Source organism: Mediterraneibacter hominis (genome assembly GCF_014287475.1).
Classification (GTDB): domain Bacteria; phylum Bacillota; class Clostridia; order Lachnospirales; family Lachnospiraceae; genus Mediterraneibacter; species Mediterraneibacter hominis.
In genome coordinates this window covers 1,686,776-1,701,829 of sequence record NZ_JACOPF010000001.1, presented here as the reverse complement: position 1 = coordinate 1,701,829, position 15,054 = coordinate 1,686,776, and the positions used below count along the sequence as shown (strand labels likewise).

19 protein-coding genes are annotated in these 15,054 nt (G+C 42.2%); 16 read left to right on the top strand and 3 right to left on the bottom strand.

The features are described from left to right. Window positions 1–2 precede the first annotated feature (2 nt). From H8S37_RS08335 to H8S37_RS08270, 14 genes are all read left to right on the top strand, one after another. Complete coding sequence (locus H8S37_RS08335) at window positions 3–722, top strand: triose-phosphate isomerase (RefSeq protein WP_186875513.1); 720 nt, start codon at window positions 3–5, stop codon at window positions 720–722. Continuing rightward, complete coding sequence (locus H8S37_RS08330) at window positions 719–1,228, top strand: YjbQ family protein (protein WP_186875512.1); 510 nt, start codon at window positions 719–721, stop codon at window positions 1,226–1,228. The genes H8S37_RS08335 and H8S37_RS08330 overlap by 4 nt, the downstream gene beginning before the upstream one ends. Before the next feature lie 47 nt (window positions 1,229–1,275). After that, on the top strand, window positions 1,276–2,316 hold the full coding sequence (locus tag H8S37_RS08325) for a zinc-dependent alcohol dehydrogenase (RefSeq protein WP_243207091.1): 1,041 nt from the start codon (window positions 1,276–1,278) through the stop codon (window positions 2,314–2,316). 13 nt (window positions 2,317–2,329) lie between these two features. Further along, a complete protein-coding gene (locus H8S37_RS08320; protein ID WP_243207090.1) occupies window positions 2,330–2,839 on the top strand; it encodes a PTS sugar transporter subunit IIA in 510 nt (169 codons plus the stop codon). After that, window positions 2,832–3,497 (top strand): class II aldolase/adducin family protein, encoded by a 666-nt coding sequence (locus tag H8S37_RS08315; protein WP_186875510.1) that lies wholly within the window; start codon window positions 2,832–2,834, stop codon window positions 3,495–3,497. Before H8S37_RS08320 ends, H8S37_RS08315 begins: the two co-directional genes overlap by 8 nt. A 31-nt stretch (window positions 3,498–3,528) precedes the next feature. Beyond that, window positions 3,529–4,644, top strand: a complete 1,116-nt coding sequence (locus H8S37_RS08310; RefSeq protein WP_186875509.1) for an iron-containing alcohol dehydrogenase — start codon at window positions 3,529–3,531, stop codon at window positions 4,642–4,644. Window positions 4,645–4,795: 151 nt separating this feature from the next. Continuing rightward, the gene (locus H8S37_RS08305; RefSeq protein WP_186875508.1) at window positions 4,796–5,314 is read left to right on the top strand and encodes a hypothetical protein; all 519 of its coding nucleotides are present in this window, start codon (window positions 4,796–4,798) and stop codon (window positions 5,312–5,314) included. Next, window positions 5,311–6,192, top strand: coding sequence for a DMT family transporter (locus H8S37_RS08300; protein WP_186875507.1), 882 nt, complete (start codon window positions 5,311–5,313; stop codon window positions 6,190–6,192). Before H8S37_RS08305 ends, H8S37_RS08300 begins: the two co-directional genes overlap by 4 nt. Window positions 6,193–6,204: 12 nt before the next feature. Then, window positions 6,205–6,816 (top strand): hypothetical protein, encoded by a 612-nt coding sequence (locus tag H8S37_RS08295; protein ID WP_330604884.1) that lies wholly within the window; start codon window positions 6,205–6,207, stop codon window positions 6,814–6,816. A gap of 61 nt (window positions 6,817–6,877) precedes the next feature. Then, window positions 6,878–7,396: a peptidylprolyl isomerase gene (locus H8S37_RS08290; protein WP_186875506.1), complete on the top strand. Its 519-nt coding sequence runs from the start codon at window positions 6,878–6,880 to the stop codon at window positions 7,394–7,396. Window positions 7,397–7,414: 18 nt separating this feature from the next. Continuing rightward, window positions 7,415–8,347: a DMT family transporter gene (locus H8S37_RS08285; protein WP_186875505.1), complete on the top strand. Its 933-nt coding sequence runs from the start codon at window positions 7,415–7,417 to the stop codon at window positions 8,345–8,347. A 46-nt stretch (window positions 8,348–8,393) separates the two neighbouring features. After that, a complete protein-coding gene (locus H8S37_RS08280) occupies window positions 8,394–9,245 on the top strand; it encodes an energy-coupling factor transporter ATPase (protein ID WP_186875504.1) in 852 nt (283 codons plus the stop codon). Further along, the gene (locus H8S37_RS08275; protein WP_186875503.1) at window positions 9,230–10,087 is read left to right on the top strand and encodes an energy-coupling factor transporter ATPase; all 858 of its coding nucleotides are present in this window, start codon (window positions 9,230–9,232) and stop codon (window positions 10,085–10,087) included. Before H8S37_RS08280 ends, H8S37_RS08275 begins: the two co-directional genes overlap by 16 nt. Continuing rightward, window positions 10,084–10,908, top strand: a complete 825-nt coding sequence (locus H8S37_RS08270; RefSeq protein WP_186875502.1) for an energy-coupling factor transporter transmembrane component T family protein — start codon at window positions 10,084–10,086, stop codon at window positions 10,906–10,908. Before H8S37_RS08275 ends, H8S37_RS08270 begins: the two co-directional genes overlap by 4 nt. 10 nt (window positions 10,909–10,918) lie before the next feature. Here H8S37_RS08270 and H8S37_RS08265 read toward each other — a convergent pair whose 3' ends face one another. From H8S37_RS08265 to H8S37_RS08255, 3 genes are read right to left on the bottom strand one after another with little or no spacing between them, the layout of a single operon-like run. Further along, complete coding sequence (locus H8S37_RS08265) at window positions 10,919–11,890, bottom strand: alpha/beta hydrolase (protein ID WP_186875501.1); 972 nt, start codon at window positions 11,888–11,890, stop codon at window positions 10,919–10,921. 14 nt (window positions 11,891–11,904) lie between these two features. Further along, the gene (locus H8S37_RS08260; RefSeq protein WP_186875500.1) at window positions 11,905–12,447 is read right to left on the bottom strand and encodes a flavodoxin family protein; all 543 of its coding nucleotides are present in this window, start codon (window positions 12,445–12,447) and stop codon (window positions 11,905–11,907) included. Continuing rightward, window positions 12,444–13,025 (bottom strand): sugar O-acetyltransferase, encoded by a 582-nt coding sequence (locus H8S37_RS08255; RefSeq protein WP_186875499.1) that lies wholly within the window; start codon window positions 13,023–13,025, stop codon window positions 12,444–12,446. The genes H8S37_RS08260 and H8S37_RS08255 overlap by 4 nt, the downstream gene beginning before the upstream one ends. 147 nt (window positions 13,026–13,172) lie before the next feature. Here H8S37_RS08255 and H8S37_RS08250 point away from each other — a divergent pair, with 147 nt between their 5' ends. Further along, window positions 13,173–14,066 carry a LysR family transcriptional regulator gene (locus H8S37_RS08250; protein WP_186875498.1) on the top strand — a complete coding sequence of 298 codons (894 nt, stop codon included), beginning with the start codon at window positions 13,173–13,175 and terminating at the stop codon, window positions 14,064–14,066. 18 nt (window positions 14,067–14,084) lie between these two features. Beyond that, window positions 14,085–14,831 (top strand): tRNA pseudouridine(38-40) synthase TruA, encoded by a 747-nt coding sequence (gene truA / locus H8S37_RS08245; protein ID WP_186875497.1) that lies wholly within the window; start codon window positions 14,085–14,087, stop codon window positions 14,829–14,831. Window positions 14,832–15,054: the final 223 nt, after the last annotated feature.

The window sequence follows — 15,054 nt, the reverse complement described above, 5'->3', positions numbered from 1 at the left end:
TTATGAAAAAGATAATAAAAACACCTGTATTTGGTATCAATTCTAAATCTTATATGTATGGAGCAGCACTCTTGGAGCTTGCAGAATATGCGGATCACCTTGCAGAAGAATATGATATGTCTATTATGTTTAGTGCTCCGTATGCTGACCTGGGTAAGATTGCAGCAGAGACAAAGTATATTATTTTAAATGCACAGGGAATGGATCCGATACATACCGGCAGAGGAATGGGGCATGTGCTGCCAGAATCACTGGCAGAGGCTGGAGCTGATGGAGTATTTCTTAACCACGCGGAACGGCCCATGACACTGAGCCAGCTAATTAAAGCGGTTTCCCGTGCAAAAGAATTACAGATGCATACCATTGTTTTGGCAGACTCTGTACAGGAAGCACGGATGACAGCTCTGCTTAAACCTACGATGATTATATGTGAACAAACGGAATTAATAGGCACCGGAAAAACGGCGGATGTGAAATATATGCAAGAAACAAAAGCGGCAATTAAAGAAATACATCCAGGAATTATTGTATTACAGGGAGCCGGAAATAGAACCGCAGAAGATGTATACAACGCGATTAAAAATGGATCAGAAGGTTCAGGGGCAAGTTCGGGAATTTTCTTGGCAAAGAATCCGAAAGAAAAGATTCGGGAATTGTTTGAAGGCGCTTTAAAAGCGCGTGAAGAATTTGGCAGCAGGGTGTATGGGGAGGAGGAAATATGACAGTTAAAACAAAAGAACTGAGTTTACAGACGAAAGGGAAAAAGATAACTTTTTTTAACATCACAGAAGCAGTGAATCAGTTTGTAGAAGAGACAAAAATTGTGGAAGGGATCCTAACCGTGCAGACAGAACATACAACTTGTTCTGTATTCTTTGAAGAGATGGTACACGATTTTGACATAAAAGGCGATGAGTTTCTGCAGGTGGATTTAAACAAAGGTTTAGAAAAGTTATTTCCAAATCAGACAAGCAATGATGGATATTATCGATATCCGGGACCGGAGCATCTGCGTTTGGCAGAAACAAACCAGGCATTTATTGACGATCCGTCTATTATGTTAAACGGACCGGCGCATTTAAAAGCGACGATGCTGGGAGCGAGCCAGACGTTTGTGATTAAAAAATGTAGGATACAAACAGGCAGATGTGGAGACATCTATTTTGCTGATTTTGATTATTGCCGTCCGCGGTTCCGCATAGTTCATATGTGTGCTCTGGGAGAATAAAATTCAAAAAATAAAGTAAATACAGGAGAAATGGAGGATTGGCAGACATGGAAGAAACAATGAAAATGGCACTCTGGTATGGCCCAGGGGATGTAAGGATAGAAGAACGTCCCATGTTTGAATTGGAAGAAGATGCAATTATCATGAAAGTAAAAGCGTCGTTGACATGCGGAACAGATGTAAAGACATACAAAAGAGGGCATCCAAGCTACAAGCCGGGGATTTCTTTTGGACATGAAGCGGCAGGAATTGTACATAAAAAGGGGAGTAAAGTGACAGGATTTGAAGTGGGTGACAGGATTGTTCCCCATAGTGCAGCGATGTGCGGCGAATGTTACTACTGCAAAACAGGAAGGAATGACGGATGCTGTGAACATAGAGTACGGATTAAAGGAGGTCATTCGGAATATGTTTACATTCCTGGGCCCGTTGTACGGCAGAATACATTCCACATTCCAGATGATGTCAGTTATAAGGCAGCGGCATTGACTGAACCGCTGGCATGTGCGATGTACGGAGCAGATATGACAAAATTCAGTTATGGAGATACAGTTGTGGTAATGGGAGCAGGTCCAATAGGTCTGATGATTGCCTTAATAATTAAAAGAAGGGGCGCTCATGTTATACAAGCTGATTTTTCGAAAGACAGGTTGGAAGTCTCGCGAAGACTTGGAATTGATACGACGGTAGTCTTGAATCAGGAGATGGATATTGTTCGTATGATTCGAAATCTTACTCCGCAGAAACGAGGGGCGGACGCAGTCGTTGATGCGACAGGTCAGCCTGCTGCATGGGAAAATTGTATTATGATTGCCCGTAAAGGGGGCTATATCAATCTATTCGGAGGCTGCAAACCAGGTACGAAGATAACAATAGATACGCAGACGATGCATTACGGAGGATTGACGATTGCTGCTTTTTTCCATACGACACCAAAGCATGTGATGATGGCGAACGAGATGATTAATCACCATGAAATTCCGGAAGATATTTTTGTTACAGGGGAATATCGGCTGGAGAATCTGATTGATGCACTTGAAGCACATGCAAACCAACAGGGTATTAAAAACGCAATTATATATGAGTAGACAGTTGGTTTAAATGGAAAATTATGAGGATATTGTAGAGCGCATTGACAAGACGGAGGAAGAAGAAATGATAAACGAAATATTAATAATTGAGGATAATCCCGGGTCATGGGAAGAGGCGGTTCGGGCGGCATATAAAGAACTTCATGACAGGCATTTTGTAAAGGAATCTTTTTTACAAGGGTGCATGGAACGGGAAAAGATTTATCCGACAGGCTTAATGACAGAAGTGCCGGTTGCGATACCTCATACCGATTCTATCCATGTAATAGTTCCGGCAATTTGTGTAATAAGACTGAAAGATCCTGTTTTATTTCGGAATATGGAAAGCCCGGAAAATGAGGTGCCTGCACAGTTTGTATTCTGTATGGCGTTAAAGTCAGGAGATGCCCAGATTGACATGCTGAAAGCAATATTAAATACAGCACAGGATAAAAAATTTTTACAGGAAGCAAAGACAGAATCTCTGGAGACAGTAAGAAAAAAATTGATGAGAAGATGGGAGGTAAAAGACTATGTATGATACAGTTGAACAGGCGAAACAGGATGTGATGTGGGGTGTAAGGACGATGGTTGAAAAAGGATATGCACTCGGTACTGCCGGGAATATAAGTGCCCGTGTACAAGACAAGGAAATGTTTGTGATTACACCTTCCTCGCGTTCTTATGCAACACTTAAAAAAGAGGATTTATGCCTTCTGGATATGGAAGGGAATATAGTAGAGGGAAAGTATAAGCCGTCTGTGGAGGCGGTGATGCACCGCTATATATTTGAAATGAGACCGGAGGTAAAGGCGATTGTACATTCCCATTCGAAATATGGTACTCTGGTAAGTTCCATTAAAGGAGTAATAAAATTACCGATTATAGATGTAGAAAGTATATCTTATTTAGGCGGTGAAGTGCCGGTTGCACCGTTTGCCCCCGCGGGTTCTCTGGAACTTGCAGAAAATGTAAAGGGAACAATAGGTACAAGTGCAGGAGTGCTTATGGAAAACCATGGGACAATCGGAGTTGGAATATCTATGGAAAACGCGATGATTGCTAGTGATAATATCGAAAGGACGAGCGAACAGTATTTGATACTTCTTGCATCTGGAAAAGAAAAAAAGGAGATACCAGAATCATACATAGAGACTGTAAAAAAGATTTCACTTAGAAATCGAAATATTGAAGGATAAAGGAATACCAGGAAAGAAGAAGGAGACAATTATGGGAAAGTTTAAAATAGCGCCGGAAATATATGAATATGCCGACTTTGGTGGATTTATAAAAGATTTTCCGATACAAAAGGATGACTTAATACTGACGCAGAGATTTATTTATACTCCTTTTATTGCACCTTTTCATTTAGAGTGTCAAGTGATTTTTCAGGAAGATTTCGGAGAAGGAGAACCATCAGACGTAATGGTTGATGCGGTACTAGAAAAAGCTCATAGTCTGAAGTATCGCAGAGTTATTGCAGTAGGTGGGGGCACAGTGATAGACATAGCAAAATTGTTGGCTTTAAAGGCATTTCGCTGCGCAGAAGAAATTTTTTTAGACTCGTCTAAAATTATAAAAGAAAAGGAATTGATTATTATACCAACTACCTGTGGAACAGGAAGTGAGGTTACAAGATCTTGTATTATTTCATCTATAAAGAAACAAACAAAAGTTAGAATGGCATTTGATGCGTTCTATGCGGACAAAGCAGTTTTAATCCCACAGTGTATCCATACTTTACCATATCGCTTTTTCGCCTATAGTTCTATCGATGCACTGGTTCATGCAGTGGAATCATTCTTGTCACCGAAATCAAATGCCTATACTGATTTGTTTGCAGTTGATGCAATAAGACTGCTTATAAAAGCGTTTGACAAAATAGCGGCGGAAGGAGAGGAAAGCAGGCAGAAGTGGGAGTCAGATATTTTAAGAGCAAGTAATTATGCGGGAATATCTTTTGGCAATGCAGGATGTGGCGCAGTACATGCTCTTGCTTTTCCGCTAAGTGGTAGATACCATGTAGCACATGGGGAAAGTAACTATCAGTTTTTCTGTGCTGTCCTGGATAAATATTATGAAAAGAATGCAGAGGGAAAAATAAGCAAATTGTGCGATATACTGTCAGAAATACTTAAGTGTAGAAAAGAGAGAACACTTTTAAAACTTAAGGAGTTGCTAAATCAAATATGGCCGGTCAAAAAGCTCCGGGATTTCGGGATGAAAGAAGATGAAATAGATGAGTTCGCAAATGAAGTGTATGATGAACTTCAGCCAGTACTTGCGACTAGCTATGTGTTATTATCTAGAGAAGAGTTGAAAAGGATCAATCAGAGTTTATATTAGTTAAAAAAGCATTATTGAATACGAAGGCGTATGAGGCGTAAGGTTTCATACGCTTTTTATCATATATTTACATAGGTCATTCCTCTATGTTATTCTTTTTACAGAATCTATTGTCCTACTTGGTAAATTTCTTTTCTGAAGGAGGAATTTCATGCAAGTACGTATGTTTTTTGCCATGGGTTATGCATTTATCTGTATCACGATATTTTCAGCAGCTGCAGTTTTGGCGCAGGGAACAGGTTTGGTGCGTACGGGTGCTTTTTTAGCCTGTGTCTGTGTGCTTCTGGCATGGGAGAAAAAATTAAGAAAGGAACAGAAAATCCCAGATATGCCGAAGAAAAAAGAATGGATAGGAACGGCGATTTGGATTACAGTATGCGCGTTCTGTTATTTCATACCTCCAGTATTTTTGAAAGATACAGGAAGCTGGATGTGCTATTTTCTTATATTTCTGCCAGCTGTTGCGTTTTTAAGTAGTCTCAGTTCAGGAAAAAAGAAAGAATATAAGTGGGAATATCCAGTGATACATATGTTGTTTTTCGGTTGTTGTGTGCCTGTTTATTATAATGAAACGGCAAGCGTTTATATATTGGCCTATGGGGGAATTTCCCTGGCGGGAATGTCTATAAGATACATTTGGAATCTGAATATAAGAAGGAATAAGAAATGACAAGAGAAAAGACCGGATTGATTACCTTACATACAGCAGTGCTTCTTATGGGACTTGCAGGACTGTTTGCAAAATGGCTGCATCTTCCCTCCATAGTGATTGTATTGTGGCGTGTTCTGTTTTCATGTCTTTTTCTTCTGATTCTTTTAAAAGTGAAAAAAGACAGTTTAAAATTGAGATGCAGAAAGGATTATTTATTTTTGATTGCGGCAGGAGCTGTGCTTGCTGTACACTGGACGACTTTTATGCAGTCTATACAAAGTGCCACAGTTGCAGTGGGAACACTGACATTTTCTACATTTCCGCTTTTTGTAACGTTTTTAGAACCGATACTATTTAAAGAAAAATTGAGAGTAGGAAGTGTACTGTCAGCGGTAGTGATGCTTGCGGGAGTGGGGATCATTGTACCTCGATTTGAGCTTGGAAATTCTATGACGCAGGGAATTCTCTGGGGGATGGCAGGGAGCTTAAGCTATGCGGTACTTTCTTTGATGAACCGAAAATGTATGGAGAAGTATTCCAGCATACTGACGGCGTTTTATGAACAGGCGACGGCGAGTATCCTTCTGCTTCCAGTGTTATTCTTCAGCAAGGAGAAGGCGCAGGGAAAGGAATTTTTACTTTTGCTTTTGCTGGGAGTTTTATTTACGGCAGTGGCGCATACATTGTACATTGAAAGCCTGAAATATGTAAAAGTCCAGACAGCAGGAATTGTATCCGGTTTGGAGTCGGTTTACGGCATTGTGGCAGCGTTTCTGTTTTTAAAGGAAGCGCCGACAGCGAGAGAGTTGATTGGAGGAGGCATTATACTTGGAGTGGTATTTTATACAAGCATAGTATCGGCGCGCAAAAACGCAGGCGGTTTAAAAGGAAAATAACAGGAGGAAGAGGTGCAAAAAAATAGGATGGAAAAGGTGTTGGAATATTTTACGATAGACGGGGCAGTCGGAGGCAGTCAGGCATGGTTTCACAATGTAGTTATGTATATGGGAGGATGCGCCGCGGCGACAGCATGTGACAGCAGCATTTATTTCGCTTTACATAAAGGGTGGACAAACTTATACCCGTTTGATATACACCATCTTACAAAGGAGGAGTATGTGCGCTTTGCGATGAAAATGAAACCCTATTTAAAGCCAAGAGTGGGTGGAGTGAAGAAGCCTTCCATGTTTATAGAAGGATATGCGGCATATTTAAAAGATGTAGGCAACAAAACGTTGCACATGGAAGCGTTTGAAGGAGAACGTTCTGATAAAGAAGCGGAACATTACATCAAGCAGCAGATTGATCGGGGGTATCCGGTACCCTATTTAATGCTGCGGCATCAGGACGCGAGGTATAAAGATTTTGAATGGCATTGGTTTTTGTGCTATGGGTACGAAATACGGGATGATAGGATGTGGATCGCAGTAGCTACATACGGGCAGAAGAGCATGCTTCTACTACAGGAGCTGTGGAATACGGGATGGGAAGAAAAAGGCGGAATGATTGGATTTTATTGACGAAAGAAGGGAAATTCGTTACAATATGTGCAGTATATATGAAAGAAAAGAGGAAAAGAATATGGCAATTCCAGTAGTGACATTTGAAATGGAAAATGGAGATATTATGAAAGCAGAATTGTATCCGGAAATCGCGCCGAATACAGTGAAAAACTTTATTTCCCTGGTAAACAAAGGGTTTTATGACGGATTGATTTTTCACCGTGTAATCAGTGGCTTTATGATTCAGGGAGGCTGTCCGGACGGAACCGGTATGGGCGGCCCAGGATATACAATCAAAGGAGAGTTTTCTCAGAATGGCTTTGCAAATGATTTGCTCCATGATGAGGGGGTACTTTCTATGGCGCGTGCGATGCACCCAGATTCCGCGGGGTCACAGTTTTTTATTATGCATAAGAAATCTCCGCACCTTGACGGAGCATACGCGGCATTTGGCAGGATAACAGAAGGCATGGACGTGGTAAATAAAATAGCAGATACGGCAACAGATTACAATGATAAGCCGTTAGAGACACAGAGAATGAAAAAAGTAACAGTAGAGACGTTCGGTACGGAGTATGACGAACCGCAGAAAGCGTAACTTTTACGGAGAAAAACAATGAGAAAAAAGCTGACACAGCCGGCAGGTGTATGCCTGCTGGCGCTTTTTTGCTGCGCTCTTTGGGGAAGTGCTTTTCCTTGTATTAAGATAGGGTATGAATGGTTTGAAATAGAAGGGGTGGGGAGTCAGATTCTCTTTGCAGGGTATCGGTTTTTCCTGTCTGGCATTTTTACATTTCTGATAGGATGTATACTGGAGAAGCGGATTTTGACAATGAAACGCTCCTCTTTTCCTTATATTCTGCGCCAGGGGCTTCTTCAGACGACAATACAGTATGTATGTTTCTATGTAGGGCTTGCGCACACTACTGGGACAAAAGGCTCTATCATCAATGGTTCAAATGCGTTTTTTTCTATTATTGCGGCGCATTTTATCGTGAAAAATGAAAAGATGACTTGGTCTAAAACAATGGGGTGCCTGTTTGGTCTATTTGGAGTTATTGTGATTAACCTTACGCCCGGGGCACTTTCCGGTGGGTTTCACATGATGGGGGAGGGAATGGTGCTGCTGTGCAGTATGGCATACGGGATCAGTACGGTACTGCTGAAATTAATTTCTGACAGAGAAAGCGCTATGACAATTACCGCATATCAGACCTTGCTTGGAGGCTTTGTTTTGATCCTCATAGGACTGGTCTTAGGAGGAGAAGTAAGTGGCGGCGGATTTAAGAGTCTGTGCCTGATGCTATACATGGCTTTGCTTTCTACGGGCGCCTTTAGCATATGGACGCTCCTTTTGAAATATAATCCGGTGGGACAGGTTGCAATATACGGATTTACGATTCCGATATTCGGGGTGTTATTTTCAGCAATGTTTTTGGGAGAACAGATCGTGTCTATCCAGAATATTGCCGCCCTGGTTCTTGTCAGTGCGGGAATCTGGCTGACTTACAGGAAGCCTTGCAAAGAAAAAGAAGAGACGGTACAATAGAGAACGATATAAGAATATTTGGTGTAATCTTTGGAGATAAAAGCCGATGGAAATGATAGAAGCGAAAAAGCTTGTATATGAATATGAAAAACGAGATGAAGATGGGAATGTGACAGGTCTAAACAGAGCAGTCGATGGAATTGATCTGCGGATTTCTGAAGGTTCCTTTGTCGCGATTCTGGGGCATAACGGTTCTGGAAAGTCTACTCTTGCCAAGCATCTGAATGCGATACTGGTACCGACAGGAGGTACGGTGTGGGTGGATGGTAAGGACACAAAAGATCCAAAGGAGCTGTGGAATGTACGCCAGAGCGCGGGTATGGTGTTCCAGAATCCAGACAACCAGATTATCGGTACGGTTGTGGAAGAGGATGTAGGGTTTGGCCCTGAAAATTTAGGTGTGCCTTCAGAGGAAATCTGGCAGAGAGTGGAGGACAGCTTAAAGGCCGTCGGTATGATAAAATACAGGAGTCATTCTCCAAATAAGCTTTCTGGAGGACAGAAGCAAAGAGTAGCAATCGCAGGGGTGATTGCCATGGAGCCAAAATGTATTGTGCTGGATGAACCGACCGCCATGTTGGATCCAAACGGAAGAAAAGAAGTGATCCGTACAGTAGAAAGGTTAAGGAAGGAAAAAAATGTAACGGTCATTCTGATTACGCATTATATGGAAGAAGTAATTGACGCAGATGAGGTATTTGTGATGGATGGAGGCCATATTGTGATGCATGGGACTCCGAGGGAAGTATTCAGTCAGGTTGACCGGCTAAAAGAAATTAGGATGGACGTGCCCCAAGTGACGATGCTGGCAGAAATGCTGCGTAAGCGAGGGATTGCATTGCCGAAAGGAATATTAAGGAAAGAAGAGCTGGTGGAGGCATTATGTCGATTAAATTAGAAGAGATCTGTTATGTATATAGTCCGGGGACAGCCTATGAACAGCATGCGCTGAAAAATGTCAATCTGGAAATTCCCAATGGACAGTTTGCAGGTATTATCGGCCACACTGGGTCTGGGAAATCTACACTCATTCAACACTTAAACGGTCTGGTGAAAGCAACCTCCGGCAGACTGTACTATGAGGGAAAGAATATCTATGAGGAAGGATACGATTTGAAGAAACTGCGCAGCCAGGTAGGGCTGGTGTTTCAGTATCCGGAACACCAGTTGTTTGAGGTAGATGTTTTAAGTGATGTCTGCTTTGGGCCTAAAAATCAAGGGCTTTCTCCAGAAGAGTGCAAGAAAAAAGCTGTAGAAGCGCTGCATCTGGTAGGACTTTCCGAAGAATGTTACGGACAGTCTCCTTTTGAATTGTCTGGAGGGCAGAAGCGCCGTGTGGCGATTGCGGGAGTTCTGGCGATGCATCCGAAGGTACTTGTGCTGGATGAGCCGACGGCGGGATTGGATCCAAAGGGCAGGGACGAGATATTGGATCAGATTGAAAGCCTGCACAAAAAGACGGGAATGACCGTTATATTGGTTTCTCACAGCATGGAAGACATTGCGAAGTATGTAGAACGGATTATTGTGATGAATCAAGGAGAAAAAATGTTGGACGGCTCACCGAAAGAGGTGTTTTCTCACTATCAGGAGCTGGAGCAGGTAGGCCTTTGCGCGCCTCAGGTAACCTATATCATGCATGACTTAAAAAAGCGGGGATTCCAGGTGAGTACAGATGTAACTACAGTGGAAGAGGCGGCAGAGGAAATTATAAACAGCTTAAAGAGGGAGAGACAATGATTAGGGATATTACTATAGGACAATATTATCCGGCCAAAAGTGTAATACACCGTTTAGATCCAAGGGCAAAGATTGTTTGTACCCTGTTGTTTTTGGTTTCTTTATTTGTTCAAAATAGTCTCCTTGGCTATGTGATTGCCACCGCTTTTTTGGGGACGGTCATACATCTGAGCAAGGTGCCTTTGAAATTCATTGTCAAGGGATTGAAGCCAATTCTAATTTTGCTTTTATTTACGGTTGTGATGAATTTGTTTTTAAATAAAGGAGGGGAAACGCTTGTGTCCTTCTGGATCTTTCAGATAACGGAGAATGGACTTAGGGTGTCTGTGTTTATGGCAATCCGCCTGATGTACCTGGTCGCCGGTTCCTCCATTATGACGTTTACTACGACGCCGAATGCATTGACAGACGGAATTGAAAAGCTTCTCTATCCTTTGAATAAAATCAAAGTACCGGTACATGAAGTGGCAATGATGATGTCTATCGCACTTCGATTTATCCCGATTCTGCTGGAAGAGACAGACAAGATTATGAAAGCGCAGATTGCCAGGGGCGCTGATCTGGAGAGTGGAAATATTTTACAGAGAGCAAAGGCGATGGTGCCGATTTTGGTGCCGTTATTTGTGTCGGCATTCAGGCGGGCGAATGACCTGGCTATGGCGATGGAGGCGCGGTGCTACCGTGGCGGTGAAGGCAGAACAAAGATGAAGCCGCTTGTGTATCATGGCAGGGACAGGGTGGCCTATGTCATTGTGCTTGTCTATCTGGCAGCAGTCTTTTGTGTCGGACGTTTTGTTCCTTTTTCTATCTGGATATTCTGACAGGTGCGCGTTACAGCCACTTCTGAAAAAAGGTGGTCAGCGTGTCAAATGGAATTATGTCTGTCCGGTCGTATAAATCTGTATGAACAGCATTTGGAATCAACAGTAGTTCTTTATTATGCCCTTTTAGTTTCGAGAAAGCATCTTTGCTGAAATAGCACGAGTGCGCTTTCTCGCCATGCACAATAAGCACTGCACTGCGGATTTCGCTTGCATACTGTAAGATGGGCATATTCATAAAAGACATTGTGCCTGTTATATTCCAGCCGTCATTAGAATTAAGCGAGCGTTCGTGATACCCTCTGCTTGTTTTATAATAATCGTAATAGTCTTTCACAAAAAATGGCGCATCCTCCGGCAAGGGGTCGACAACTCCGCCTCCTCTTGCATACTCCCCGTTTTTATAGTCGATACTCCTCTGCGTATTCCATGTCTTTTTCTTTTTATAGCGAGCCGCTTCGCTATCTTCTGTATCGAAATATCCATTCGCATTTACCCGACTCATATCGTACATAGTTATAGTGGCGGTTGCTTTAACACGTGTGTCGATTGCGGCTGCGTTTAATGCCATTCCGCCCCAGCCGCATATACCGATAAGACCGATTTTTTCGGGGTTCACATTTTCTTGAACAGACAGAAAATCTACTGCCGCCTGGAAGTCCTCTGTATTGATGTCCGGTGAAGCCATATATCGGGGAGAACCGCCGCTTTCTCCGGTGAAGGACGGATCGAAAGCGATTGTAAAAAATCCTCTTTCCGCCATTTCCTGTGCATACAGTCCGGCAGCCTGCTCCTTTACCGCCCCAAACGGACCGCAGACAGCAATAGCAGGTAATGTTCCTTTTATATCCTTTGGGGCATATAAATCGGCTGCTAAAGTGATGCCATAGCGATTGTGGAATGTTGCTTTATGGTGATGGACCTTATTGCTTATTGGGAAGGTTTTGTCCCATTGTTCGACTAGCTTTAAATGTTCGTTCATTTTTCATTTCCTCCTTAGCGGATCTTCCTGCCCATATCATAGGCATTTTTTAATGCTGTGTGTCCTTTGATTTCTCTGATTGCTCCAACGCCGCCGGCGAAGATGGTTCCGGCAAGGCGGACTTTTTCAAAACAATCGATCCAGCCCTGTAATCCCTTGATAACTCCGTCCATAGCAGTTTCTTCAGTGTCCGCGGCAGTAGCTAACAGGTATAGATCTCTAAACATATAGTTAGATGGAAAGAGTGGATTAGAACGGTCAAGCAGAGTTTTCATCTGTCCGCACATTTCATAAAAATAGACAGGCGTAGCAAATACGATTACATCGGCCAAAAACATTTTCTTAATAATCTCATTTACATCATCGCGGATAATACAACGCTGTGTTTTTTGACAGGAAAGACATCCTTTACAAAAACCGATTGTTTTATCATATAGAGAAATTTTTTCTACGATATTTCCTGCCTCTTTTGCTCCACGTGTAAATGCATCTGCTAAAATTTCAGAATTTCCATTTTTTCTGGGACTGGTAGAAATAATCAATACCTTTTTACTCATTGCAGATCCTCCGTAACAACTGTTTTTATTATTTTGGCGGGTACTCCGCCTACAACAACATTTTCTGGCACATCTTTTGCAACAACTGCGCCTGCGGCAATAATGGAACCATTCCCAATCGTTACGCCTGGAACAATCGTTGCGTTTGCCCCTATCCAGACATTTTTACCAATAACGATGGGAGCTGGGTGCAAAGTGCCCCGTTTGGACGGTGAGAAATCGTGATTTAATGTTGCAAGTACAACACAGTGACCAATCAATGTGCCGTCTCCAATCGTGATGCCTCCCTGGTCTTGAAAATGGCATCCTGAATTGATAAAAACATTTTTGCCGACTGTGATATTTTTCCCGCAATCAGAATAAAACGGCGGAAATAATCGGAAAGACGGGTCAACTGGTTTTCCAATCAGCTCTGAAAACAGGGCTCTTATTTCTTCCGGTTCATGGTAACATCCATTTAATCGGGAGGTAATCTGCATTGCTTCGCTGCTGACCTTGTGCATAAACTCGTGCAGCTCTGAATTGCCAATCACCGATTTTCCACAATTCAGATGTTCTAAAAAATCATTTAAATCCATATAATTTCTCCTTATGTATCTGATTTCTTTATAGTATATAATCTGTCTGTAAAAGTATCAAATACCTATATAAAATAAGATTATATGCTTGACAGGCATATAATTAAAACGTATAATTTCACTAGTAAAAATAAGGGGATAGGATATATGGAAGTTCGTATCTTACGGTATTTTCTTGCTGTGTCAAGAGAAGAAAGTATCTCTAAGGCAGCCCAATATCTGCATATTACGCAGCCGACACTTTCGCGGCAGCTTATGGAATTAGAAGAGGAGCTGGGAGTGAGGCTCTTAAACCGCGGAAGGCGCAACCACAAAATTACTTTAACGAATGAAGGGATGCTATTGCGTAAACGCGCAGAGGAAATTATTGCCTTGGTTGACAAAACGGAATCAGAGCTTGTTGCGGCAGATGAGATGATTAACGGGGATATTTACATTGGCGGCGGAGAGACAGACGCTATGCGTTTGATTGCCAAAGCTGCCCAAAATCTACAAAAAATGTATCCTCATATTCGGTATCATCTGTTTAGTGGAAACGCGGATGACGTAACAGAAAAATTGGATAAAGGGGTACTTGATTTTGGGATTTTGATAGAACCTGCCGATATAGAAAAGTATAATTACATTAAGCTGCCGGTGAGAGATTGCTGGGGGCTTCTTATGAGAAAAGACAGTCCTTACGCGAAAAAAGAAAAAATTGTACCGGAGGATTTAAAGGAAATTCCCCTTATTACTTCCAGACAGGCGTTAGTACGCAATGAAATATCTGGTTGGAGTGGACAAAATTATGAACAATTCAATATTGTTGCTACATATAATCTAGTCTATAATGCTTCTCTTATGGTTGATGAGGGATTTGGGTATGCATTATGCCTGGACAAGCTGGTGAATACATCAGAAAGCAGTAACTTATGTTTCAAACCTCTTACACCGCGGTTAGAATCACAGTTAGACATTGTCTGGAAAAAACAGCAGGTGTTTTCTAAAGCTGCTGAAAAATTTTTGACAGTGTTAAAAAAGGAAATAGCAATTACAGAATAGAAGGCGAAAGGAAACGGTATGAAAAGAATTAAATTGACCGTTGCGTATGACGGGACAAACTATTGTGGATGGCAGATACAGCCAAATGGAATTACGATAGAAGAAGTGCTCAATAAAAGGCTGTCGCATGTTTTAAAAGAAGATATACGGGTAATTGGAGCCAGCAGGACAGATTCTGGCGTACATGCATTAGGCAATGTAGCGGTATTTGATACAGACACCAGTATTCCTCCTGTAAGGATCGCGTACGCTGTGAATCAAAAACTTCCAGAGGATATTGTGATAGTCAAGTCAGAGGAAGTACCGGCAGACTGGCATCCGCGGTACTGCGACTGTGAGAAAACGTATGAATACCACATATGGAATGCAGAGGTTCCAGATCCGACTCGGAGACTTACGACCTGTTTTGTATCATATAAGCTGAATTTAGACAAAATGCGGCAGGCAGCAGCCTATCTGATCGGTGAGCATGACTTTGCCAGCTTTTGTAATGTGCGGACAAATGTTGAAAATACAGTGCGCAGAATCTATGAACTTACAATAGAGCAAAACGAATGTGAATGGATTATCCGCATCAGAGGAAACGGGTTTCTCTATAATATGGTGCGGATCATTGTCGGAACGCTTCTGCGCGTAGGGAGAGGATATTATACTCCCCAAAAGGTAGAAGAGATACTTAAGGCGCAGGATAGGCAGGCAGCGGGGGGGACTGCGCCTCCGCAGGGACTCATTTTAAAAGAAATAACCTATCACAGTGGAAGCTGACTAAAACGATCGCGCAAGAGGGAGTGTATTGCAACGTTCGTCAGGGCTTCGCCGGAATTCCTCACTCACGCAAAGTATCTCTTTCACACTCACACTTTCGCAGCTTAGGTTTATAGTTCCAGGCGAAAAAAGGCTTTACGTTGCTATGCATTTCCAATCGGAAGTAGTATAGATACTTCTAATTAGAGGGCTATAACAACATGAAGCCGGTTTCTTTTATTAG